23 protein-coding genes and 1 pseudogene are annotated in these 22274 nt (G+C 71.4%); 16 read left to right on the top strand and 8 right to left on the bottom strand.

What is annotated here, in order from left to right:
- Window positions 1–152 precede the first annotated feature (152 nt).
- The 11 genes from ffh (at window position 153) to KF737_RS08740 (ending at window position 10162) form a co-directional block, all read left to right on the top strand.
- The gene (gene ffh / locus KF737_RS08790) at window positions 153–1664 is read left to right on the top strand and encodes a signal recognition particle protein (protein WP_296453179.1); all 1512 of its coding nucleotides are present in this window, start codon (window positions 153–155) and stop codon (window positions 1662–1664) included.
- Between the two features lie 19 nt (window positions 1665–1683).
- The gene (gene rpsP, locus KF737_RS08785; protein WP_296453176.1) at window positions 1684–2223 is read left to right on the top strand and encodes a 30S ribosomal protein S16; all 540 of its coding nucleotides are present in this window, start codon (window positions 1684–1686) and stop codon (window positions 2221–2223) included.
- A 9-nt stretch (window positions 2224–2232) separates the two neighbouring features.
- The gene (gene rimM, locus KF737_RS08780; protein WP_296453173.1) at window positions 2233–2739 is read left to right on the top strand and encodes a ribosome maturation factor RimM; all 507 of its coding nucleotides are present in this window, start codon (window positions 2233–2235) and stop codon (window positions 2737–2739) included.
- A 25-nt stretch (window positions 2740–2764) separates the two neighbouring features.
- Window positions 2765–3364: an RdgB/HAM1 family non-canonical purine NTP pyrophosphatase gene (rdgB, locus tag KF737_RS08775; protein ID WP_296453170.1), complete on the top strand. Its 600-nt coding sequence runs from the start codon at window positions 2765–2767 to the stop codon at window positions 3362–3364.
- A gap of 46 nt (window positions 3365–3410) precedes the next feature.
- The gene (gene hemW / locus KF737_RS08770) at window positions 3411–4631 is read left to right on the top strand and encodes a radical SAM family heme chaperone HemW (protein ID WP_296453167.1); all 1221 of its coding nucleotides are present in this window, start codon (window positions 3411–3413) and stop codon (window positions 4629–4631) included.
- A gap of 230 nt (window positions 4632–4861) precedes the next feature.
- Entirely contained in the window at window positions 4862–5725 is an 864-nt protein-coding gene (gene rsmI / locus KF737_RS08765) for a 16S rRNA (cytidine(1402)-2'-O)-methyltransferase (RefSeq protein WP_296453163.1), read from the top strand.
- A complete protein-coding gene (locus tag KF737_RS08760) occupies window positions 5722–6093 on the top strand; it encodes a YraN family protein (RefSeq protein WP_296453160.1) in 372 nt (123 codons plus the stop codon). The genes rsmI and KF737_RS08760 overlap by 4 nt, the downstream gene beginning before the upstream one ends.
- Before the next feature lie 19 nt (window positions 6094–6112).
- A complete protein-coding gene (locus KF737_RS08755) occupies window positions 6113–6928 on the top strand; it encodes a transglutaminase family protein (protein WP_296453157.1) in 816 nt (271 codons plus the stop codon).
- Window positions 6925–7398: a hypothetical protein gene (locus KF737_RS08750; RefSeq protein WP_296453154.1), complete on the top strand. Its 474-nt coding sequence runs from the start codon at window positions 6925–6927 to the stop codon at window positions 7396–7398. The genes KF737_RS08755 and KF737_RS08750 overlap by 4 nt, the downstream gene beginning before the upstream one ends.
- A gap of 61 nt (window positions 7399–7459) precedes the next feature.
- Complete coding sequence (gene gshB / locus KF737_RS08745; protein ID WP_296453151.1) at window positions 7460–8407, top strand: glutathione synthase; 948 nt, start codon at window positions 7460–7462, stop codon at window positions 8405–8407.
- Between the two features lie 135 nt (window positions 8408–8542).
- Window positions 8543–10162 (top strand): YifB family Mg chelatase-like AAA ATPase, encoded by a 1620-nt coding sequence (locus tag KF737_RS08740; RefSeq protein WP_296453148.1) that lies wholly within the window; start codon window positions 8543–8545, stop codon window positions 10160–10162.
- Window positions 10163–10657: 495 nt separating this feature from the next.
- Here KF737_RS08740 and KF737_RS08735 read toward each other — a convergent pair whose 3' ends face one another.
- The 4 genes and pseudogenes from KF737_RS08735 to KF737_RS22450 all read right to left on the bottom strand — a co-directional run.
- On the bottom strand, window positions 10658–11035 hold the full coding sequence (locus KF737_RS08735) for a hypothetical protein (protein WP_296453145.1): 378 nt from the start codon (window positions 11033–11035) through the stop codon (window positions 10658–10660).
- A gap of 105 nt (window positions 11036–11140) precedes the next feature.
- Window positions 11141–11485 carry a hypothetical protein gene (locus tag KF737_RS08730; RefSeq protein WP_296453143.1) on the bottom strand — a complete coding sequence of 115 codons (345 nt, stop codon included), beginning with the start codon at window positions 11483–11485 and terminating at the stop codon, window positions 11141–11143.
- A gap of 211 nt (window positions 11486–11696) precedes the next feature.
- Entirely contained in the window at window positions 11697–12035 is a 339-nt protein-coding gene (locus tag KF737_RS08725; RefSeq protein WP_296453140.1) for a hypothetical protein, read from the bottom strand.
- A gap of 172 nt (window positions 12036–12207) precedes the next feature.
- A pseudogene (locus KF737_RS22450) lies at window positions 12208–12279 on the bottom strand (hypothetical protein); the annotation flags it as partial.
- 208 nt (window positions 12280–12487) lie between these two features.
- Here KF737_RS22450 and KF737_RS08720 point away from each other — a divergent pair.
- Window positions 12488–14041: a response regulator gene (locus KF737_RS08720; RefSeq protein ID WP_296453137.1), complete on the top strand. Its 1554-nt coding sequence runs from the start codon at window positions 12488–12490 to the stop codon at window positions 14039–14041.
- Window positions 14042–14079: 38 nt separating this feature from the next.
- The gene (locus tag KF737_RS08715) at window positions 14080–15432 is read left to right on the top strand and encodes an MFS transporter (RefSeq protein WP_296453135.1); all 1353 of its coding nucleotides are present in this window, start codon (window positions 14080–14082) and stop codon (window positions 15430–15432) included.
- On the opposite strand, the gene KF737_RS08710 is transcribed toward KF737_RS08715, so the two are convergent.
- Genes KF737_RS08710 through rlmN form a run of 3 tightly spaced genes read right to left on the bottom strand, consistent with a single transcriptional unit; the run spans window position 15403 to window position 17908 of the window.
- Window positions 15403–16260, bottom strand: coding sequence for a serine protease (locus KF737_RS08710; RefSeq protein ID WP_296453132.1), 858 nt, complete (start codon window positions 16258–16260; stop codon window positions 15403–15405). The two genes, KF737_RS08715 and KF737_RS08710, sit on opposite strands and share 30 nt — an antisense overlap.
- Window positions 16261–16262: 2 nt before the next feature.
- Complete coding sequence (locus tag KF737_RS08705) at window positions 16263–16682, bottom strand: DUF350 domain-containing protein (protein WP_296453129.1); 420 nt, start codon at window positions 16680–16682, stop codon at window positions 16263–16265.
- Window positions 16683–16738: 56 nt separating this feature from the next.
- Window positions 16739–17908, bottom strand: coding sequence for a 23S rRNA (adenine(2503)-C(2))-methyltransferase RlmN (rlmN, locus tag KF737_RS08700; RefSeq protein ID WP_296453126.1), 1170 nt, complete (start codon window positions 17906–17908; stop codon window positions 16739–16741).
- Window positions 17909–18192: 284 nt separating this feature from the next.
- Between rlmN and KF737_RS08695 the strand changes: the two genes are divergently transcribed.
- On the top strand, window positions 18193–19194 hold the full coding sequence (locus KF737_RS08695) for an NADPH:quinone oxidoreductase family protein (protein ID WP_296453121.1): 1002 nt from the start codon (window positions 18193–18195) through the stop codon (window positions 19192–19194).
- 150 nt (window positions 19195–19344) lie between these two features.
- Here KF737_RS08695 and KF737_RS08690 read toward each other — a convergent pair whose 3' ends face one another.
- Window positions 19345–21516: an outer membrane beta-barrel family protein gene (locus tag KF737_RS08690; protein WP_296453544.1), complete on the bottom strand. Its 2172-nt coding sequence runs from the start codon at window positions 21514–21516 to the stop codon at window positions 19345–19347.
- 125 nt (window positions 21517–21641) lie between these two features.
- On the opposite strand from KF737_RS08690, the gene KF737_RS08685 reads away from it, so the two are divergent.
- Complete coding sequence (locus tag KF737_RS08685) at window positions 21642–22013, top strand: BlaI/MecI/CopY family transcriptional regulator (RefSeq protein WP_296453118.1); 372 nt, start codon at window positions 21642–21644, stop codon at window positions 22011–22013.
- The coding region (locus KF737_RS08680) for a M56 family metallopeptidase (RefSeq protein ID WP_296453115.1) at window positions 22006–22274 on the top strand (269 nt) is incomplete at its 3' end. The genes KF737_RS08685 and KF737_RS08680, both read left to right, overlap by 8 nt.

Raw genomic sequence — 22274 nt, 5'->3', positions numbered from 1 at the left:
GAGCGCATAAGCGCGCCCTTCCGGCGCCAACCTCGGTCAGCGCCCTCTACCGCTACGACCCCGATCCCCATATCGGACGAGAGCGGCGAGGCCCCCCGTCGACGCAATCGTCCACGGGGGTCGACTGCGTTTGGGCCACAGGAGAATGGCGTTTGTTCGACGCGCTGACAGATCGGCTGACAGGGGTCTTCGACCGGCTTTCCGGCAAGGGCGTGCTGTCCGAGAAGGACGTCACCGAGGTGATGCGCGAGATCCGCGTCGCCCTGCTCGAGGCCGACGTCGCGCTGCCGGTCGTCCGCGACTTCATCGCCAGGGCGACCGAGGCCGCCACCGGCGAGGCGGTGATCCGCTCGGTGCGGCCCGCCGACCAGGTGGTGAAGATCACCTACGACGGCCTGGTCGAGATGCTCGGCGGCTCCGGCGATCCTGTCGGCCTGAACATCTCGCTGAACCCGCCGACGGTCATCATGATGGCGGGCCTCCAGGGCTCGGGTAAGACCACCACCGCCGGCAAGCTGGCGCTGCGCCTCGTGAAGGAGCGCAAGAAGGTCCTGCTGGCCTCGCTCGACACCCGCCGCCCGGCGGCCATGGAGCAGCTCGGCATGCTGGCCGAGCAGGCGGGCGCGAACTTCCTGCCGATCGTCCAGGGCCAGGCCGCCGCCGACATCGCGCGCCGCGCCATGCAGGCCGCGAAGCTCCAGGGCTTCGACATCCTGATCCTCGACACCGCCGGCCGGACCACGATCGACGAGGCGATGATGGCCGAGGCGGCCGAGATCGCGAAGATCTCGACGCCGTCCGAGACCCTGCTGGTCGCCGACGCGCTGACCGGCCAGGACGCGGTGCGCACCGCCAAGGCCTTCCACGAGCGCCTGCCGCTGACCGGCCTGGTGCTGACCCGCGCCGACGGCGACGGCCGCGGCGGCGCCGCGCTCTCCATGCGCGCCGTCACCGGCCTGCCGATCAAGTTCCTCGGCGTCTCGGAGAAGATCGACGGCCTCGACGCCTTCGACGCCGACCGCGTGGCCGGCCGCATCCTGGGCCGCGGCGACGTCGTCGCCCTCGTCGAGAAGGCGGCGCAGGAACTCGACGTCGCCAAGGCGGAAGCCACGGCCCGGAAGCTCGCCAAGGGCCAGTTCGACCTCGACATGATGGCCGACCAGCTCGCCCAGATGAAGCGCATGGGCGGCATGGAAGGCATGATGGGCCTGCTGCCCGGCGTGGCGAAGATGAAGAAGCAGATCGCCGAGAGCGGCCTGAACGACAAGAGCTTCGACCGCCAGATGGCGATCATCTCGTCGATGACCAAGCAGGAGCGGAAGAAGCCCGACATCCTGGCCGCCTCGCGCAAGCGCCGCATCGCCGCCGGCTCGGGCGTCGACGTGGCCGAGGTGAACCGGCTCCTGAAGCAGCACCGCCAGATGGCCGACGCCTTCAAGGCGCTGAGCAAGAACGGCGGCAAGGGCTTCGGCCAGATGGCCAGGATGCTGGGCGGCGGCAACCTCGACATGGGCAAGATCGCCCAGATGACGGGCCAGGCGCCGCCGACCCCCGAACAGCTTGAAGAGATCCAGGCCAAGCTGAAGCAGATGCCCGGCGGTCTCCCGAAACTCCCCGGCCTCGGCGGCGGCCTGCCGCCGGGCTTCAACCCGTTCAAGAAATAACGACCAGGAACCGACTGAAATGCTGAAGATCCGTCTCGCCCGTGGCGGCGCCAAGAAGCGCCCCTACTACTCGATCGTCGTCGCCGACAGCCACTCGCCCCGCGACGGCCGCTTCATCGAGAAGGTGGGCAGCTACAACCCGCTGCTGAAGAAGGACGACCCGAACCGCGTCGTCCTGAACCAGGAGCGCATCGGCGAATGGCTCGCGAAGGGCGCCCAGCCGACCGACCGCGTGGCCCGCGAACTGGGCAAGCTCGGCGTCGTGAAGTGGGAAGCCGGCAACAACCCGAACAAGGGCCAGCCGGGCCAGAAGGCCAAGGAACGTGCGGAAGAGCGCGCCCAGCGCGAAGCCGACCGCGCCGCGGCCGCCGAGGAAGCCAGGAACAACCCGCCGCCGGTGGTCGAAGAGCCCGCCGCCGAGGAAGCCGCTCCGGTGGAAGCCGCCGTGGAAGAAGCCGCTCCGGTCGAGGCCGCTGCCGAAGAAGCTCCGGCCGCTGAAGCCGCCGCCGAGGAGGCCCCGGCCGCCGAAGCCGCTGCCGAAGGCGAAGAGCAGGCCTAAGCCTGACGGATGGGATCCGATCTCATCCAGGTGGGCCGCATCGCGGGCGCCTTCGGGGTCCGCGGCGAGGTCCGCATTACCAGCTTCACGGCCGAGCCTGCGGCCCTGCTGGACTACAGGGATCTGAAGCGTGAGGACGGCTCGGCCGGCCTCACGCTCCTGTCCGGCCGCCCCGCCAAGGGCGGCGTCGTCGCGCGCGCCCGCGAGATCGAGACGCGCGAGCAGGCCGAGGCGATGCGCGGCCTCAAGCTCTTCATCCCCCGCACCGCGCTCCCCGAGCCCGACGAGAATGAGTTCTACGTCACCGACCTGATCGGCCTTCCGGTCGAGGCGACCGACGGCGCGCCGCTCGGGACCATCAAGTCCGTGCAGGACTTCGGCGCCGGCGACCTGCTGGAGATCGTCCCGCCCGAGGGCGGCGCCACGTGGTATCTCCCCTTCACGCGCGAGGCCGTGCCCGACGTGCGGCTGGCCGAAGGCAAGGTCGTGGGCGTGCGGCCGCCCGAGATCGAGTAAGACGAGATCGAACAGGGAGTTCGCCATGCCGCTGAAGCTGGAGCCCGGCGCCCGCCTGGTCGTCGCCACGCACAACCCCGGCAAGGCGCGCGAGCTGGCCGAGATCCTGGAGGGCCGCTTCGAGCTGGTGGCCGCGGGCGAACTGGGCCTGCCCGAGCCCGAAGAGACCGAGCAGACCTTCGTCGGCAACGCGCTCCTGAAGGCGCGCGCCGCGGCCGACGCCTCGGGCCTCGTCGCGCTCGCCGACGACTCCGGGCTCTCGGTGACGGCGCTGGACGGCTCGCCGGGCATCTACTCGGCGCGCTGGGCCGGCCCCTCGAAGGACTTCGGCCTGGCGATGCGGAAGGTCGAGGAACGGCTGGAGGAGGTCAACGCCGACGATTTTTCGGCCTGGTTCACCTCGGCCCTGGCGGTGGCGTGGCCGAACGGCCCGGCCGTGGTGGTGGAGGGCCGCGTGGACGGCACGCTCGCCTTCCCGCCCCGCGGCGACAGGGGCTTCGGCTACGATCCGATCTTTGTGCCGGAGGGTTTCGACCAGACGTTCGGCGAGATGGAGCCGGCTGCCAAGGACGGCATCAGCCACCGCGCCCGCGCCTTCGAGAAGCTGAAGGCCGCATTGCTGTGAAGGAGCCGCATCCAGCTCCCTTCCCCCTTGCGGGGAAGGGCCGGGGATGGGGGCGTCGGCTCTGAGCCTGCCGGTTCGCACCCCCACCCCCGACTCCTCCCGGCAAGGGGAAGGGGCGAGCCCTCTCGGCGTCTACGTCCACTGGCCCTACTGCGCGCGCATCTGCCCCTACTGCGACTTCAACGTCTTCAGGGCCAGGGGCCGCGAGGCCGAGGCGGACGATCTCGCCCGCGCCATCGTCGCCGACCTCGCAGCGCAGCGTGAGCTGACCGGGCCCCGCGACCTGGTCTCGATCTTCTTCGGCGGCGGGACGCCGTCGCTGATGGACCCCGCCGCCGTCGCGGACATCGTCGCCACGGCGCGGCGGCTGTGGACGCCCCGCGACAACCTCGAAGTCAGCCTGGAAGCCAACCCGACCGACGCCGAGGCCGACCGCTTCGCCGCGCTGGCGGACGCCGGCGTGAACCGCCTGTCGCTGGGCCTCCAGTCCCTGGACGATGCCGCGCTGAAGTTCCTGGGCCGCAATCACGACGCCGCGGAGGGCCGGCGCGCGGCGGAGGCGGCGGCGAGGGCCTTCCCGCGGCTCTCGGTCGACCTGATCTACGCCCTGCCCGACCAGGCGCCGGACGCCTGGGCCGCCGAGTTGAAGGCCGCCGCCGCCCTCGGCGCCGAGCACGTCTCGCCCTACCAGCTCACCATCGAGGCGGGCACCGCCTTCGACCGCGCGGTCCGCCGCGGCCTGTTCGCCCCGCCGGGCGACGAGGCGGGCGCCGACCTCTACGACACCACCCAGGCCGTGCTGGAGGCCGCGGGCTTCCACGCCTACGAGGTCTCCAACCACGCGAAGGGCGAGGCGGCGCGCTCGCGGCACAACCTCGTCTACTGGAAGGGCTGGGACTACGTCGGCGCCGGCCCCGGCGCTCACGGCCGGATCACCCTCGCCGGCGCCCGCGACGCGACCGAGGCCGCCGACCGCCCCGCCGACTACATCCGCCGCGTCGGCGAGACCGGCGTGGGCTTTGCGAGCCGCGAGACGCTGACGCCCGTCGAAGCCGCCGAAGAGCGCCTGCTGAGCGGCCTGCGCATCGCCGACGGCGTGCCGTTCGCCGACCTCGCCGCGCTCCGCCTGGAGCCCGGCCATCCCGCCGTGCAGGGCCTGGCCGGGCTCGGCCTCGTGGCCGTGGACGCCGGGCGCCTGAAGGCGACGCCGGCCGGGAGGCGCGTCCTCGACCGCGTGACGGCGGAACTGATCCTTTCCGGCGCCTGACGGAAAGCACGGGAGAGGCCGCGAAGCGGCGCCTTCCGATTCAGGGAACCGCGGAACACGCGGAATTGCGCGGAAGGAATCCGGGCCAGCTTTCCGCGTCATTCCGCACATTCCGCGGTTCCAGACGACGGAGCCTCCGCTGGCGCGAAGGCTCGAAGGGTGAGCGCGGCGCTCCTCGTGCCCCTCGGGGTTCGCTTGCCTTTCGCGGCCGGAGCGGCGAACCCTCCGCCATGGCCCGCGCCCTTCCGCCCCCGCAGCTCGACGACGCGCCGCTGGCGCCGGGGCTCTACGTCGTGGCGACGCCGATCGGGAACCTGCGCGACATCACGCTGCGCGCGCTGGACGTGCTGAAGCAGGCCGACCTGGTGCTGGCCGAGGACACGCGGGTGACGGCGAAGCTGCTGCAGGCGTTCGGCCTCTCGGCGAAGCTGGAGCGGCACGACGAGCACGCGGCCGGGCGGGCGCGGCCCAAGGCCATGGCGCGGCTGGCCGACGGCGGCCGCGTGGCGCTGGTGAGCGACGCCGGCACGCCGCTGATCTCCGACCCCGGCTACCGGCTGGTGCGCGAGGCCGCCGCGGCCGGCCACGCGGTGCATCCGATCCCGGGCGCCTCGGCCCTGCTGGCGGGCCTCTCGGCGGCGGGGCTGCCCACCGACCGCTTCCTGTTCGTGGGCTTCCCGCCGCCCAGGTCGGCGGCGCGGCGGGCGTTCCTGGCGGAGTTCGCCGGCGTGCGCGCCACGCTGGTCTTCTTCGAGGGCGGCTCTCGCCTGGCGGAGTGCCTGTCCGACATGGCCGAGGTGCTGGGCGACCGCGAGGCCGTCGTCGCGCGCGAGATCACCAAGCTCTACGAGACCTTCTACCGCGGCCCGCTGGCCGAGCTCGCGGCCGACCCGAAGCTCGACGCGCCGAAGGGCGAGATCGTGATCATGGTGGCGCCGGGCCGCGAGGTGGAAGCCACCGCCGCCGACGCCGATGCGGCCCTGGCGGACGCGCTCACGCGCCTCAAGCCCGCCGACGCCGCCGCCGAAGTCGCCAAGGCGCTCGGGCTGCCCCGCCGGGAACTCTACAGGCGGGCCATGGAGTTGAAGCGGTGAACGGCCGCGCCCGGCGCGGCGCCGCGGCCCGGCTCTCGGGCCGGCGCGCCGAGGTCTGGGCGGCGGTCTGGCTGATGGCGAAGGGGTACCGCATCCTGGGATTCCGGCTGAAGACGCCGATCGCGGAGATCGACCTCCTCGCGCACCGCGGCGCCACCCTGGCCGTCGTCGAGGTGAAGAGCCGCACCAGCCTGGAGACCGCGATGGAGACCGTCACCTTCGACCAGCGCGACCGGCTGCGCCGCGCCGGCGCCCAGCTCGCGGCCAATCGGCCCGGCCTGAAGGGATGCGGCGTGCGCCTCGATCTGGTGGCCTTGGCGCCCGGACGACTTCCTAGGCATATTCCCGACGCTTGGAAGGGCGGCTGACACGGAGCCGCTACGGGAGATGGACCGCGAGGAGGCCGAGACGATCCTGTCCGAGGCTGGGGGAGCCGCGGACGCGGAGTTTCCGCTGCTGGAAGCAGCGATCGCGTGCGCGGTCCACGAGGACCCCGTGCGCGATCCCGCGACTGCGCGCGAGCTGGCCAGCCGCGGCGTCGAGCGCCTGAGCGAACGGCTGAAGCGCGAGAGCCCCGAGGAGGCCATCGCCGAGACCATGGCCGGCGACCTGGGCCTGGGCGGCGACCTCTTCACCCTGGAAGACCCCGACAACGCCGACATCCTGTCGGTGGCGGCCAAGCGGCGCGGCCTGGCCGTGACCGTCGGCCTCTTCTACCTGCATGCGGCGAGGAAGTGCGGCCTGACCTTGCAGGGCGTCGACTTCCCCGGCCACTTCCTGCTGCGCATCGAGACCGAGGAGGGGCCGCTGGCGCTCGACCCGTTCTCCGAGGGCCGCGTCGTGCTGCCGTCCGAGCTGACGCGCCGCGCGCTCCACGCGGGCCTGACCCCCAACGTCGCCGACCGCCTGGACCGGCTGATGGCGCCGGTGAGCGACCGCGCCGTCCTGCTGCGGCTCCAGAACATCTGCTTCGCCACCGCGACCAACGCCGGCGACTTCGCCCGCGCCGAACGCGCCGCCCTGCGCCGCGCCCTCCTCGACCCGCTCGACCACCGCCCCTGGCTCGACGTCGCCGCCGCCCGCGAAGGTCAGGGCGCCCTGGCCGGCGCCCTGGAGGCCCTGCAACGCGCCACCGCCCTCGACGGCGGCGCCGCGCTGGCCGCCCGCGCCGCGCGCGAGCGGGTGAGGCTGCGGCTCAATTGACCGACGCAGCGCCGGATCAGGTCATCGTTCAGTCGCGCGAGAAGATGGCGTGGGTGCTCGTGGCGGCCTTCGTGTTTCTCGCCTTGGGCGAATGGATGGTCTTCCATCCGGAGAGCCCGCGGTACAGCCGCGAGTTCATCATCGTCATGGGAGCTCTGACGGCGGCCATGGGCGCCTGCGGAATGGTCGCAGCGGCGATGCAGCTTGCGCATCCACCACGGCTAACGTTGACCTCGAAGGGGCTCACCTACACGGGTCCGTATTGGCGCCGCGCTTGGTCATGGTCCGACGTGGGGGAGTTCGTGATCGAGCGCAGCGAGCGGCAACGTGTCATCCGCTTCCCCGCTCCGGCGCGCCGAAGCGCCCCCTTCCTGACAGGCGGCGGCCGCGAGACGCTCCCAGGCCTCTGGCGGCTGAACATCGTGCAGGTGCGCGACATGCTCAACGCGGCTCGCGAGCGCTGGGGCTGACGCTGGCGCTTCCTGCTCCGACCGCCTACATCGGCTGAGCTTCAGGTCGGAAGGACGCCGCATGCCGCTCAAGGTCGCCGTGCAGATGGACCCCATCGAGGGGATCAACATCGAGGGCGATACGACCTTCCTGATGATGGAGACGGCGCAGGCGCGCGGGCATTCGCTGTTCGTCTACCTGACCGATTCCCTGGCGCTGGAGGACGGCCGGGTCTTCGCCCGCGGGCGCGACGTCAGCGTCAACCGCGTGAAGGGCGACCACTTCAAGGCCGGGCCGGTGCGGCGCGTGGAGCTGACCGAGTTCGACGTCGCCCTGATGCGCCAGGACCCGCCGTTCGACATGCACTACATCGACGCCACCTTCTTCCTGGAGGCGGTCCACCCGAAGGTGCTGGTGGTCAACAATCCGCGCGAGGTGCGCAGCGCGCCCGAGAAGCTGTTCGTCACCCAGTTCCCGCAACTGCAGCCGCCGACGCTGATCACCAACGACCGCGAGGCGATCCGCGAGTTCCGCGAGCGGCATGGCGACATCGTCCTGAAGCCGCTGAACGGCAAGGGCGGCTCGGGCGTGACACGGCACCTGAAGGACGACCCCAACCTCTCGGCGCTGCTCGAGATCCACGCCGAGCTCGGCCGCGAGCCGGTGATCGTGCAGAAGTTCCTGCCCTCGGTGACCCGGGGCGACAAGCGCATCCTGCTGGTCGACGGCGAGCCGGTGGGCGCGATCAACCGCGTGCCGGCCAAGGGCCAGATCCGCTCGAACATGGCCGTGGGCGGGACGCCCGAGCCGGTCGAGCTCTCCGCCCGCGACCGCGAAATCTGCGCCACGATCGGCCCGGAGCTGAAGGCGCGCGGCCTGATCTTCGTCGGCATCGACGTGATCGGCGACCACCTGACCGAGATCAACGTGACCTCGCCCACCGGGGCCGTGGCGCTGAAGCGCTTCAGCGGAATCGACGCGACCGAGGCGATGTGGGAGCGTGTCGAGGCGATACGGGCGATGTCTTAGGACCGTCTCACAGAAGACGTCCGGAAGTTACGGAATCGTCTGACTTTCCCTCTAGGTTCCCAATTTGTTCTTGATCTGAGCTGAGCAGTATGCTCGGTTGTGGATAACTTTGGACCGACCACAAGAGGTTGAGGCATGGCCGCGCGCGTCGTGACGTTGGCGTTCAACGGCGTGGATGCGGTGCGGGTGGACGTGCAGGTCCAGTTCACCGGCGGCGAGGCGAAGTTCTTCATCGTCGGCATGGGCGACAAGGCCGTGCAGGAGAGCCGCGAACGGGTCCGCGGGGCCTTCATCGGCATGGGGCTGGCGCTGCCGTCGCGGCGCATCATCGCCAACCTCGCGCCCGCCGACCTGCCGAAGGTGGGCAGCCACTACGACCTGCCCATCGCGCTGGCGATCATGGCCGGCATGGGCATCGTCCCGCCCGACGTGCTGGAGGGCTGGGCCGCCATCGGCGAGCTGGCGCTGGACGGGCGGATCCTGCCGGTGGCCGGCGCCCTGCCCGCGGCGGTGGCGGCGGGCGGCATGGGCCTGGGCCTGATCTGCCCCGACGCCTGCGGGCCCGAGGCGGCCTGGGCGGGCGACACGCGGATCGTGGCGGCGCCGTCGCTGATCGCGCTCGTGAACCACTTCCGCGGGACCCAGGTGCTCGCGCCGCCCAGGGCCGGCGACATGCTGGAGGGCGACCGCGTCCCCGACCTGCGCGACGTGAAGGGCCAGGAGAACGCCAAGCGGGCGCTGGAGATCGCCGCCGCCGGCGGCCACAACCTCAGCTTCATCGGCCCGCCGGGGTCGGGGAAGTCGATGATGGCGGCGCGGCTGCCGGGCCTGCTGCCGCCGCTGACGCCGGGCGAGCTGCTCGAGACCTCGATGATCCATTCGATCGCCGGGCTGATCGCCAGGGGCCGGCTCTCGCGCAACCGCCCGTTCCGCAGCCCGCACCACTCGGCCAGCATGGCGGCGCTGACCGGCGGCGGGCTGAAGGCCAAGCCGGGCGAGGTGAGCCTGGCGCACAACGGCGTGCTGTTCCTGGACGAGCTGCCCGAGTTCGGCGCCCAGGCGCTCGACAGCCTGCGCCAGCCGCTGGAGACCGGCGAGGTCGTGGTCGCCCGCGCCAACGCCCACGTCCGCTATCCGGCCCGCTTCCAGCTCGTGGCGGCCATGAACCCCTGCCGCTGCGGCCTGGGCGGCGCGGGCCGCGGCGCCTGCGGACGCGCGCCGCGCTGCCAGAGCGACTACCAGGGCCGCATCTCCGGGCCGCTGATGGACCGCATCGACCTGCAGGTGGAGGTCCCGCCCGTCACCGCCGCCGACCTGGCCCTGCCCGCGCCCGCGGAGGGCACGGCCGAGGCCGCGGCCCGCGTCCTCGCCGCGCGAGCGCAGATGGCGGACCGGGCCGGAGGCGACGGCGCGCCGCCGAACGCCCCCATCCTCAATGCGCAGGCCGAGGGCGACTTCCTGGAAACGATCTGCGACCTCGACCCGCCGGCCCGCGCCCTGCTGGCCCGCGCCGCGGAAGCCGGCGGCCTCTCCGCCCGCGGCTGGACCCGCACGCTCCGCCTCGCCCGCACCATCGCCGACCTCGAAGGCTCGGGCCCGGTGCGCCGCGTCCACGTCGCCGAAGCGCTGATCTACCGGCGCGTCTCGACTCCCTCCGGCTCGGCCCGGTGGGGCAGGGGCGTGATGGCGGTCAGGATGGCCGGCGAGGACGAATCCGCATTCAGTGGTGTTTCGCACGCACCCCGGAACCTCTGAACGTCATGGCCGGGCTTGTCCCGGCCACCCATGAACTCCGCGGATCAGGATGGGTCGCAGGCGGCGACGCTGCGGATCACCACGCTCTCACGCGTTCATGAGAAAAGTAGGGACACACACCCTTTCCCACACAGCCTTACCTCTCGTCATCCCGCGGCTTGTCCGCGGGACCCATGGACTCCGTGGCGCCGGACAGGACGCGGGCAGCGACGCTGCGGGTCACCACGCTCTCACGTGTTCATGGGTCCCGCGGACAAGCCGCGGGATGACGAGGGTGGGGGAAGTGAGACCTGCTCTTCCTCACAGAGAGAGGAAAGCTTCGGTCTCATGGGAGATGAGCGCCTGCCTCGAGGCCATGAGATAAAGCACGACATCCTCGTCGCTCCGCCTCGCGCCCGCCGAACAATGGCAGGGAGGAGGTGGCCGGAGGCGACAGCGGAGGCTCCCTGCAGGCCTGGGAGACCTTAGTCCGGCTACTTTCTGGCACGCTCCGCCTTAGATCTCACTGTGCCGGTAGGGCGCGGTCCAGGATGCGTATCCGATGGTGAGTAGTACGAGGTAACTCCAGACCCGTTCCGCCGTCAGGTACGCCCAGCCGGTAATCGACGGGTCAAGCACGCGTGCGATGTGGGTCACGAAGGCCAGAAGTTGGAACGCGGCGACGAAAAGCGGCCAGAAGCCGTGACTTCGCAACGCGATCCAGACGTAGATGGCGAAAAGCGTCAGGTCGACAAACAGGATTTCCGTCTGGGTCTGCTCGCTGTCGCGGCGAAACACCATCATCGACACAGCCCACGCACCCAGGAGCCCGACGTAGGCCAACCGTTCGTCGTCGCGCCCACGCCAAAGCGTGACAGCGCCGACAGCAGCCATCCCGGTTGGCCAGACCCAAAGCGGAAGTTGGTACGCAGACAAGCTTACGGCCCCCGGCATGACCGAGGGCCGCAATCTGGCAGATGCGCTGCCGAAGGGGAACGACTAGGAGGCGATCCGCAGGTTGCGCATGCGGACGCGCTCGACTTCGAGGCCCTGCGGCGGCGGCTTGTCGCCATCGTCGCCCGTCATACGCACCGCCCCGAGCCCGATCTGGCCCTGGACGACGCTGAGTTCCTTGTGGGTCTCGACGATGGCGCGGCGGGCTTCGGCCAGGGCCATGATGGCCTGGCTGGCGCGCTCGACCGCGTCCTGGCCGATGAGCGCCGAGGCGCCGGCGGCCTTGCGCAGCGACGGCATCACGCCCGTCAGGGCGGCGGTCTTGCTGAGCGCCGCGTCGATGGCGGCTTCGGCGTCGAACAGGGCGGTGGCGACCTCTTGGGCGGCCATACGGCGTTCTTTGAGCATGAGTTCTCTCCATGCGCGTTCGTGCGGAACGCACGCGCTTTGATTGTCAGCGATCAGGGTTTCTCGGCCGTTCAGGCTTTTAGTAAATTCGCCGCCAGATCGTTGAGGGCGTGGAGCCCCGCCAGCATCCCGCCGAAGGCGAGGACGGTGACGATGGCGATCCCGACGATCGCCACGATCCGGACGGCCGGGCTCAGTTCATTTCGGCGGGTCCAGCCTCCGCTTCGCCCTTGAAGTTCTCGTCCAGGAGAACCCAGGTCAGGCAGAGGATTTCCCGCAGCACCATTTCCGGCGGCTTGAACGGCGCCAGCTTCCGCGTAGCGGAAACCAGGTGCCGCGCCATGTCCGCCTGCGCCGGCGTCGCCGAGAGATCGACGAGCTGCCGCTCGAGCTGCGTCCATGAGAAGCCGGGAAGAAGTTCCTCCCGTTTCGCCAAGGCTGGCCAGCGCGCCTCGAAGTCGTCGATCTCCCGGCGAAGGCGAAGCGCCCTGCCAATCACCGCCCTGTTCTCGAAGCTCGGCCAGTCGCCCATCGGATGTCTCCTCGGTTGCGAGGTCATCCGGCCAGTTTCGGTTAACCCTGTCTGTCCTGATCGCGTCGTGTCCTGACGCGATCAGGACAGCGCCGCGGTCCAGTTCGCGCAGGAGCCTGGCCGCCTGGAAGCGGTCGTCCACGCCCAGCTTCCTGCGGGCGCGGTCGCAGTAGGTGTCGACGGAGGTCTTGGACATGCCCAGCTCGCGGGCGATCTGCTTGGAGCTGAGATGCTGATCGACCAGCCGCAGGCAATCCCGCTCGCGCTGGGTCAGCATCTCGACAGGGTTCATGACGCCCCCCAAAGCGCACTCCTTCTCGCGCAGTAAACGACGGCTTTCGCCCGGCGTCTACTTTGCCGCGTGGTTTACATCGGCTCGCGTTGTCTTGGCGCCGGTCGATTGGTCGCGCTTGAGGGTCCGTTAAGCCCTCCGCGGCTAGGTTCGCCGCCGCATGCGTAAACCGACCCGGTCCCTTTCCGAACGGCGCCCGACGCGCGCGCAGATCAGCGCCGAACAGCTCGCGTCGCTCAGCCACGAGTTCCGCACCCCGCTCAACGGCGTGCTGGGCATGGCCCGCCTCCTCGAAGGCACGAAGCTCACGGAGGAGCAGAAGACCTATGTCGCGGCGCTCCGCGACTCGGGCCAGCACCTGCTCGCCCTGGTCAACGACGTGCTCGACTTCGCCAAGCTCGGCGCCGGGCGGCTGGAGCTGCATCCCGCGCGCACCGACCTGGAGTCGCTGCTGCAGAGCGTGGCCGAGCTGCTCTCGCCCCGGGCGCGCGAGAAGGACCTCGAGATCGCCTGGGCGGTCGCGCCGGCGTCGCCGGTCACCATCCACGCCGACGAGAACCGCCTGCGCCAGATCCTGCTCAACTTCGCGGGCAACGCCGTGAAGTTCACGGAGACCGGCGGAGTGCTGATCACCGTGGCGGCGCCTGGGCCGGGTCGCCTGCGCTTCACGGTCGAGGACACCGGGCCCGGCGTCTCCGAGTCCGACCGCGACCGCATCTTCGAGGCCTTCGCCCAGGCCGAGACGGCGCACGCCGATCTCGGCGGCTCGGGCCTCGGCCTCGCCATCGCGCGGCGCATCGCGCGCGCCATGGACGGCGACGTGGGCGTCGACCCGGCCGGCGAAGGCGGCGCGGCGTTCTGGTTCGAGGCCGGGCTGCCGGTCGTTCCGGCTGCGGTCCGCGGACGGCCCCTGGAGGGCCGCCGCGTGGGCGTGGCCTCCCCCAGCACCATCGTGCGCGCGGCCGCCGCGGCGCAGATCGAGGCCTGCGGCGGGACCGCCGTCTGCGGCGAGACCGTGGGCGACGTCGCGGCCGCCACCCGCGCCGGCGACGTCGTCCTGGTGGACGCCGGCCTCGCCGGCCCCACGGGGGCCCTGCGCCCGCCGCCGCAGCGCAAGGGCATCGTGCTGCTGGCGCCGGACGAACGCGACCGCATCGCCCGCTATCGCCGCGCGGGCTTCACCGGCTACCTGATCAAGCCGCTGCGCCGCGCCTCGCTGGCCGAGCGGGTGCTGATCGCCGCGGGCCAGGCGCCCAGCGCCGCGCCGCCGCGGGAGGACGACCGGATCGTCACCGCCGCCGCCCCCGGCGCGCGCATCCTGCTGGTCGAGGACAACCCGATCAACGCGCTGCTGGCCCGCACCCTGCTCACCCGCGAAGGCTGCGAGGTGGAGCACGTGACCAGCGGCGCCGAGGCGCTGAAGGCCGCCGACATGGGCGCCTTCGACGTGATCCTGATGGACATGCGCATGCCCGGCCTGTCGGGCGAGGAGACCGCCGGCCGCCTGCGCGAAGCCGGCATCGCGACCCCGATCGTGGCCCTCACCGCCAACGCCTTCGAGGACGATCGCCGGGCCTGCCTCGCCGCCGGGATGGACGATTTCCTGGTGAAGCCGCTGTCGCCCGACGCGCTCCGCAGCGCGCTCACGCGCTGGGCCGCGCCCACCAGCCGGGCCAACTGGACGAAGCCCGCCAAGCGCTTCAAGGTCGGCTGAGATCGGGCGTCCCGGGGGGCGCTTCCTGAGAGGCCGGCATGACCGACAAGGCTGAGGGGGCCGGGGCCCCGCGGCGCAAGCGCACCGCCATGGAGGTGGTCCGGTCGCTGCGCCAGCCGAAGGTCGCCATGACGCTCGCGCTGGGCTTCTCGTCCGGCCTGCCGTTCCTGCTCACCCAGAACACCCTGGGCTACTGGCTCCGCGACGAAGGCACGAGCCTCAAGGTCATCGGCTTCGCGTCGTGGATCGGCCTCGCCTATGTGCTGAAGCCGCTGTGGGCGCCCATCGTCGATCGCGTGGACGTGCCGCTGCTGGGCCGGCTCGGCCGCCGCCGCGGCTGGATGCTGCTGGCGCAGATCGTGATCGCGCTGGGCCTGATCGGCATGGCGTCGGTGGGGCCGACCCCCGGCCTGACGGCGATCGCCGCCTTCGCCGTGGTGGTGGCCTTTGCGTCCGCCACGCAGGACATCGTCGTCGACGCCTGGCGCATCGAGGCGTCCAGCGACACCGAGGAGATGGGCCTCCTCGCATCGGGCTTCCAGCTCGGCTACCGGATCGCGATCCTCGTCGCCGACGCCGCGATCATCGCCGGCGCGGCCCACTTCGGCTGGCCGCTCTCGTACGTGGCCATGGCCGTCCTGATGGGCATCGGCGTGGCCGGCAGCCTGTTCGCCTTCGAGCCCGCGCGCGCCGACGAGGTGATGCAGGCGCAGGCTCCGCTCTGGACGCCGCGCGGCTTCTTCGACGCCGTGGTCGGCCCGTTCGTGGACTTCTTCCGGACCCACAGGGCGCTGGGCGTCCTGATGCTCGCGGCCATCGCGGCCTACCGGCTTCCCGACTTCCTGATGGGGCCGATGTACAATCCGTACTACCACGACCTCGGCATCGCGAAGGACGTGGTGGCGGCCGTGCGGGCGGCGACGGGCCTGCCGGGCGCGTTCATCGGCATCGCGGTGTCGGGCCTCTGCGCGGCGCGGTTCGGCCTCTTCCCGACGCTGATCGTCGGCTCGGTCCTACAGGGCGTGGGCACCGCGGCCTTCGCGCTGCTGACGCTGAACCACGACGTCGCCATGTTCACCGCCGTCATGGCGCTCGACAACTTCGCCCAGGCGTTCGCCGGCGTGGCGCTGGTCGCCTACATGTCGAGCCTCACCGGCCTCGGCTACACGGCCACGCAGTACGCCCTGCTGTCGTCGACCTACGCGATGCTGGGCAAGTTCCTGAAGGGCTTCTCCGGCGCGGTCGTCGACGGCATGACGCCGGCGCAGGGGCTGATGGGCGCCTACGCCACGGCCTGGATCGGCACGGGCCTCACGGCCGTCCCGCCGATCCTGCTGGTGACGTGGCTGTGGCGGATCCAGTCACGGCGAGACGCCGCTGGAAGGACCTAGGTCCCCCAGGCAGACCACCTGCGCCACCTGCAGCTCGCGGCGCAGGTCGTCGGCGACGTAGAAGTAGTTCTGCGGCGTGATCTGCTCGCCGGTGGCCGTGGCGTCGGCGCGGCGGCCGCTGTTGGTCAGGGTCGCGCGCACGACCTCCGGCGCCGTGGTGTAGATGCGGCCGCGGCGCGGGCTCTCGGCGATGGTGACGCCCAGCACGCGGCCCTGGGCGTCCAGCGCCGGCGCGCCGGAGAGGCCGCCCAGCGTGCCGTTCAGCCCCTCGGTGCGGCCGGTCTCGGCCCAGACCAGCACCGGTTCGGTCCGCGCGCCGTGGCCGCGCACCACCAGGTTCTCGCGGCCCAGCAGGCGCGACGACGCCTCGCCCGGCTCGCCCTGCGGGAATCCCGGGTGGAAGGCCCGCTGGCCGCGGCGCAGCGGCTCGGCCAGCGCCAGCGGCAGGGGCGCGGCGCCGCCTTCGGTGTAGAGCAGCGCCGCCTCGCCCTTCGGGTCGATCCTGACGTTCACCGCCACGCCCGTGCCCGGCCCCACCACGATGGCCACGCGCGCGCAGCCGTCGACCACGTGGCGCGCGGTCAGCCACACGCCGGAGCGGGCGATGGAGAAGGCGGTGCCGGCCGCCGGCCCCGGCTTGTCGGGCACGTCCACCACCACCGACGGGTCGAACGGCGAGGCCGGCCCCAGCGCCTCGCCCAGCGGGTCGGCGCTCTTCGGCGGCGGCGGCGGCGCGTCGGTGCGCTCGTCCCGTCCCAGCGCCGCGAACAGCAGCACCACGAGGATCGCGGCGTAGACCACCCAGTCCGGCAGCCGCGGGAACTTCATCGTCAGGAGCGCGCCGCCGCGAGGATGACGGCGGTGGCGAGCTTGGCGCCGACCAGCAGCGCCGCGGCCGAGACCTCGCCCTCCTGGATGCGCCGGGGCAGGCCGCGCAGGATCATGTCGACCAGCCGGAAGATCAGCAGTTGCACCACCACCGTGACCGCGCCCCAGAGGCCGATCTCGATGACGTTGGTCGACGCCTTCAGCGACGCCGAGAGCGGGATCGCGAGCCCGACGAGCACGCCGCCCAGCGACAGCGCCGCGGCCGTGTTGCCCTCGCGGATGAGGGTGATCTCCTTGTGCGGCGTCAGCAGGATGTAGGCCGCCGCCGCCGCGATCAGGATCGTCACCGTCACCGAGACGTGCAGCAGGAAGACCGGGAACCCGGCGGCGAAGGCCTGGATCTCAGGCGAAGGTGTCGGCATGCGGTCGTCCCCGAACTTGCGGCCGACTCGTTAGCACGGACGCGCCCCCTCCCCCATCACGATGGGGGAGGCAGGGAGACGGCGGCCTTCCGCCGGGCGCTCGCCCGCAGCTTCTCGCTCTCGCTCTTGAGCTGGCCGCAGGCGGCGAGGATGTCGCGGCCGCGGGGCGTGCGGATCGGCGAGGCGTAGCCGCCGCGGTTCAGAATGGCCGCGAACCGCTCGATGGTGGACCAGGACGAGCACTCGTAGTCCGTGCCGGGCCAGGGGTTGAACGGGATCAGGTTGATCTTCGCCGGAATGCCCTTGAGGAGCTGGACCAGCGCCTTGGCCTCGGCCGGGCTGTCGTTGACGCCCTTCAGCATCACGTACTCGAAGGTTGCGCGCCGGGCGTTGCCCAGGCCCGGATAGGCGCGGATGGCGGCCATCAGCTCGGCCAGCGGGTACTTCCTGTTGAGCGGCACCAGCTTCTCGCGCAGCGCGTCGTTGGTGGCGTGCAGCGAGATCGCCAGCATCGCCTGGGTCTTCTCGCCCAGCGCCTGGAGCTGGGGGACCACGCCCGAGGTCGAGACGGTGATCCGGCGGCGCGAGATGGCGATGCCCTCGTGGTCGGCGATGATGTCGATCGCCTGGGCCACGTTGTCGAGGTTGTAGAGCGGCTCGCCCATGCCCATGAACACGATGTTCGAGAGCCGGCGGTCCTCCTTCGGCGAGGGCCATTCGCCGAGGTCGTCGCGCGCCACCTGCACCTGGGCCACGATCTCGGCGGCGGTCAGGTTGCGGACCAGCGCCTGTGTGCCTGTATGGCAAAAGGTGCAGTTCAGGGTGCAACCCACCTGCGAGCTGACGCACAGCGCGCCGGCCCGGCCGACGTCGGGGATGTAGACGGTCTCGACCTCGATGCCGGGGCCCATGCGGATCAGCCACTTGCGCGTGCCGTCCCTGGAGACCTGGCGCTCGACCACCTCGGGGCGTTCCAGGCTGAAGGCCTCGACCAGCTTGGCGCGCTGTTCCTTGGCGATGTCGGTCATCCGGTCGAAGTCGGTGACGCCGTAGTGGTGCAGCCAGCGCCAGACCTGCGAGGCGCGCATCTTCGCCTTCTCGGGCGGCACGGCCCCGGCCTCGACCAGCGCAGCCGCCAGCTCCTGGCGGGAGAGGCCCGTCAGGTTCGGCGCCTTCGGCGCAAGTGCGGTCGCCGGCGCGCGGCTGAGATCGAGGGTCACGCCCAAGGTTCGGTCCTTCCGGAGAGCGGCGAATATAGGGGAGCGCGCTTCGACTTCAAAATCTCCCTCCCTTAATGGGGAGGGACAGCTCGCCGCAGGCGAGCAGGGTGGGGAAGCGTGGCCCGAAGCGCCTGCGCACAGGGATTGGCTAACCACCACACTCGGCGTTCCGACCTGGACTTCCCCACCCTGGCCGCTCGCGCGGTGTCCCTCCCCATTAAGGGAGGGAGCGCCACTTCAAACATTCGTTCGACTTGGCTAGGGTCGCGCCGACAAATGGGAGAACGTCCATGAAAGCGCTGCTCAGCAAGGCCGTCGGCGGGCCGGAGACCCTGGTGCTCGACGAGATGCCGTCGCCCGAGGCCAAGCCCGGCCAGGCCGTGGTCAGCGTCAAGGCCGTGGGCGTCAACTTCCCCGACGTGCTGATCATCGAGGACAAGTACCAGTTCAAGCCGGCGCGCCCGTTCGCGCCGGGCGGCGAGGTCAGCGGCATCGTGAAGTCGGTGGGCGAGGGCGTCACCCACATCAAGCCGGGCGACCGGGTGCTGGGCAACACCGGCTGGGGCGGCATGGCCGAGGAGCTGGCGCTGGAGGCGCACCGGCTGGTGAAGATCCCCGACGCCATGCCCTTCGACGAGGCGGCCGCCTTCATCATGACCTACGGCACGAGCTGGCACGCGCTGGAGGACCGCGCGAAGCTGCAGCCGGGCCAGACCCTGCTGGTGCTGGGCGCGGCGGGCGGCGTGGGCCTGGCCGCCGTCGAGCTGGGCGCGGCCATGGGCGCGCGCGTGATCGCCGCCTGCTCGTCGCAGGAGAAGGTCGACCTCTGCCTGAAGCACGGCGCCGCCGCGGGCGTCGTCTATCCCAGGGGCCCGTTCGACCGCGACAGCCAGAAGGCGATGGCCGCCCTCTTCAAGGACGCCTGCGGCCCCAACGGCGCCGACGTCATCTACGACCCGATCGGCGACGCCTACGCCGAGCCGGCGCTGCGCTCGATCGCCTGGGAAGGGACCTACCTCGTGGTGGGCTTCGCCGCCGGCGAGATCCCGAAGGTCCCGCTGAACCTCGCCCTGCTGAAGGGTTGCCAGATCGTGGGCGTCTTCTGGGGCGGCTGGGTGGCCAAGAACCCGCAGAAGCACCAGAAGAACGTGGCCGACCTCCTGGAGATGTACGCCAAGGGCAAGATCAAGCCGTTCGTCTCCGAGCGCTTCCCGCTGGAGCGCGCGGCCGAGGCCATCACCCACCTCGCCAGCCGCAAGGCGCTCGGCAAGGTCGTCGTCACCGTCGACTGAGGCTCGCCCCTCCGGAACGCCATCCCCGGGCTCCGTCCCGGGGACCCGTGAACGCCGGCCTCGCCGGAAGGGAAGGGTCGGCGCCGCTGCGAGTGACAGCGGCCTGGCGTTCACGGGCGGCCCGGACAAGCCGGGCCATGACGTTCGGGATCAGCCCGGGGGCGCGCCCCCCTGCTGGAAGTCGAAGCCCTGGTCGCGCGGCCGCCCGCCGCCGAACGTCCACACGACGCCCACGAACACCTGGGTGGTGTCGGTCTCGTAGCGGATGCGGCTGCGCAGCGTCGGATCGTTCACGACGATGGTGTTGCGGAAGGTGTTCAGGACGTCCTGCGCCGACACCACGAGGGTGAAGCGGTCGTCGAACTTGTGGCGATAGCCGAGGTTGAGCATCCCGGTCGCGCCGAGCGAGCCCTGCGGCGTCAGCCGCCGCCCGTTCAGGAAGCCCGACACCTGGATCAGGTCGTTGGGCGTCACCTGCCAGTTCACGCTGGCGCGGCCCGAGAGCGACGCGGTCGAGCGCGTCCCCGCGATGCCCTGCGACGCCGAGGCGTCGATCTCGGTCCAGGCGGCGTTGCCGCTCACGTTGTAGGTCAGGTCCTTCGCCAGCCGCCCGTTCGCCGTCAGCTCCAGCCCCGCGTTGCGCATCTTCCCCAGGTTCTCCTGGCGGATCAGGAACACGCCGCCGCCCAGGTCTCGGGTCACGTCGGTGAAGCTGTCGAAGGTCTCGCGGTAGTAGAGCGTCGCCAGGTAGATCGCCGGGCTCCTGCGGTATTCGAAGCCGGCCTCCAGCGAATGCGTCTCCTGCGGCTTCAGGTCGGCGCTGCCCGACCGGAAGGTGATCGGATCGATCAGGAAGCGGAACGAATTGTACTGCTCGGGTTGCGGGCGCTGGATGCGGTGGCTGTAGCTGGCCGTGAGGCGCCGGCTGTCGTCCAGCTTCCAGGCCAGGTGCAGGCTGGGATAGGCCTTCAGGCCGTCCTGGTCGTCGCGCCGCCCCTGCGTGACCTGGTCGAGGTCGAGGCTCACGTCCTCCAGCCGCAGTCCCGCCAGCACCGTCAGGTCGCCGATCGGCCGCTCGTAGGTGACGTAGCCCTGCAGCAGCCGCCGGTCGAACCGGAAGAGGTTGCTGAGCGCCGCGTTCGGCGTGCTCGCCGGCTGCGTCGGGCCGGTGAAGCCGCGGTTGTCGTATTCGTTGTCGTCCCACTGCAGGTCGAAGCCGGCCTTCAGCCTGCCGCCGCCGTCCATCGGCCGCTGGTAGTCGCCCTTCACCTGGACCTGGCGCAGGCTGGTCAGCACGTGCTGGCGGTCGAAGGCGATCGGCGCGGGCGGCACGCGGCTCAGCACGCTGCCCGAGCGCGTGCGGTCTTCCTCCACGGCCTCGAAGCTGGCGGTCAGCTTGAAGTCGTGGCCCTCGCCGTCGAACCTGCGCAGCAGGCCCGCGGTGATCTCGCCGCCGCCGCGCTGCTGATCGACGCGGATCGCGCGATCGTAGGCCTGCGCCAGCGCGCCGGCGCCGTCCTCGCGCAGGGTCGGGCCGAAGCCGTCCAGCCGGAAGTCGATGAACTGCCCGCGCAACTCGCCCGAGAGCCGCGTCTTCGGGCCGATATCGTAGTCCGCCGCGACCCGGCCGCCCACGATGTTGAACTCCAGCGGCTGGATCGAACGCGTCGTGCTGCCGGCGAAGGCGCCCGTCGCGGGGTCGAGCCGGCCGCGGTCCTCGGAGAACGCCTGCTTCTGCAGGTCGTGGCGGAAGAAGCCGTCCGCGGTGACCGTCAGGTCCTTGGAATTGTAGCCGGCGTTCGCGCCGCCGAAGACCTGGCCCTGGCCGCCCACCGTCACCCGCGCGCCGCCCGTCCTGCCCGCCCCGCGCGCCCGCTTGGTGACGAGGTTGATGACCCCCGCCGCGCCGTCGGCGCGGAACTCGGCGGAGGGGTTGGCGATCACCTCCACCCGCTCGATCCGCTCGGCCGGCAGCGACTGTAGCGCCTGACTCCTGGATTCGCCCGCGAACTGCGACGAGGGCTTGCCGTCGACCAGGATCGTCACGTTCGGGTCGCCGCGCAGGCTGACGGCGCCCTGCACGTCCACCTCCACCGATGGCACGTTGCGCAAGGCGTCGCTGATCGAGCCCGTGGTGGCGTGCAGGTCGTCGGTGACGCTGTAGCTCTTGCGGTCGATCGAGGTGCGGACCGGCGGCGCGGTCCCCTCGACGCGCACCTCGCCCACGGTGTTGGGCTGGGATTTCGGCGCCGGCGGCGTCGGCGCCGCGGGCTGCGCGAAGGCGGGCGCGGCGGCGGCCATGGCGGCCAGGCCCAGGCACACGGAACGCAACGACGTCTCTCCCCGGCATGAACGCGATGTCACTGGCCATCGCCGCCGCCTGAGGTAGGATACAGTTGTATTTTGATCGAAAATACACGTGTATTTTCGGTAATGAGGAACGCCCCATGGCGGTCAGGATCTCCGGCGCCGAGAGCCAGGTGATGGAGGCGCTGTGGCGCGACGCGCCGCTGACGCCCGACGGCATCGTCGACGCGGTCGGCCCCGCCAACGGCTGGACCGCCGGAACGGTGAAGACCCTGATCACCCGCCTCCTGCGCAAGAAGGCCATCGAGGGCCGCAAGGAGGCCGGCGGCTACTTCTACCGGCCGCTGCTGGCGCGGGCCGACTATGTGCTGTCGGAGAGCCAGGGGCTGGTCGACCGGCTGTTCGGGGGCGAAGTGGCCCCGATGGTGGCCGCCTTCGCCGAGCACCGCGCGCTGACCCCGAAGGACGTGAAGCTCCTGAAGCAGCTCATCGCGGACCTGGACGATGAGTGACCTGCTGCTGCTCGCGCTCACGATGAACCTCGCCGCGGCCGTGGCGGCGGCGGTCGTGCTGGCGCTGCGCGCGCCGTCGCGCCGGCTGTTCGGCCCGCAGGTCGCCTACGGCCTCTGGGCGCTGGTCCCGCTGGCCCCGCTCGGCTTGCTGGTCCCGGCGCGGACGATGCGCGTCGCCGCGCCGGCGGGCCTGCCGCTGGTCGGCATTTTTGACGCCACGGCGCCCGCGACGGCCGCCGCCGCCGCCGGCCCCGACCTCGC

It is taken from the genome of Phenylobacterium sp., assembly GCF_019636135.1.
Taxonomy (GTDB): Bacteria; Pseudomonadota; Alphaproteobacteria; order Caulobacterales; family Caulobacteraceae; genus Phenylobacterium.
The sequence above is the reverse complement of the archived record's forward strand: the minus strand, read 5'-3'. Positions and strand labels throughout refer to the sequence as shown.

Coding starts and splice junctions, on each gene's coding strand:
- rdgB (WP_296453170.1), top strand. CDS start 2,765: ATGCCGCTGAAGCTGGAGCCCGGCGCCCGCCTGGTCGTCGCCACGCAC.
- KF737_RS08715 (WP_296453135.1), top strand. CDS start 14,080: ATGACCGACAAGGCTGAGGGGGCCGGGGCCCCGCGGCGCAAGCGCACC.
- KF737_RS08685 (WP_296453118.1), top strand. CDS start 21,642: ATGGCGGTCAGGATCTCCGGCGCCGAGAGCCAGGTGATGGAGGCGCTG.
- rimM (WP_296453173.1), top strand. CDS start 2,233: ATGGGATCCGATCTCATCCAGGTGGGCCGCATCGCGGGCGCCTTCGGG.
- KF737_RS08755 (WP_296453157.1), top strand. CDS start 6,113: ATGGACCGCGAGGAGGCCGAGACGATCCTGTCCGAGGCTGGGGGAGCC.
- gshB (WP_296453151.1), top strand. CDS start 7,460: ATGCCGCTCAAGGTCGCCGTGCAGATGGACCCCATCGAGGGGATCAAC.
- hemW (WP_296453167.1), top strand. CDS start 3,411: ATGGGGGCGTCGGCTCTGAGCCTGCCGGTTCGCACCCCCACCCCCGAC.
- KF737_RS08740 (WP_296453148.1), top strand. CDS start 8,543: ATGGCCGCGCGCGTCGTGACGTTGGCGTTCAACGGCGTGGATGCGGTG.
- KF737_RS08710 (WP_296453132.1), bottom strand. CDS start 16,260: ATGAAGTTCCCGCGGCTGCCGGACTGGGTGGTCTACGCCGCGATCCTC.
- KF737_RS08725 (WP_296453140.1), bottom strand. CDS start 12,035: ATGGGCGACTGGCCGAGCTTCGAGAACAGGGCGGTGATTGGCAGGGCG.
- KF737_RS08720 (WP_296453137.1), top strand. CDS start 12,488: ATGCGTAAACCGACCCGGTCCCTTTCCGAACGGCGCCCGACGCGCGCG.
- KF737_RS08705 (WP_296453129.1), bottom strand. CDS start 16,682: ATGCCGACACCTTCGCCTGAGATCCAGGCCTTCGCCGCCGGGTTCCCG.
- KF737_RS08730 (WP_296453143.1), bottom strand. CDS start 11,485: ATGGCCGCCCAAGAGGTCGCCACCGCCCTGTTCGACGCCGAAGCCGCC.
- rsmI (WP_296453163.1), top strand. CDS start 4,862: ATGGCCCGCGCCCTTCCGCCCCCGCAGCTCGACGACGCGCCGCTGGCG.
- KF737_RS08735 (WP_296453145.1), bottom strand. CDS start 11,035: ATGGCTGCTGTCGGCGCTGTCACGCTTTGGCGTGGGCGCGACGACGAA.
- KF737_RS08695 (WP_296453121.1), top strand. CDS start 18,193: ATGAAAGCGCTGCTCAGCAAGGCCGTCGGCGGGCCGGAGACCCTGGTG.
- rpsP (WP_296453176.1), top strand. CDS start 1,684: ATGCTGAAGATCCGTCTCGCCCGTGGCGGCGCCAAGAAGCGCCCCTAC.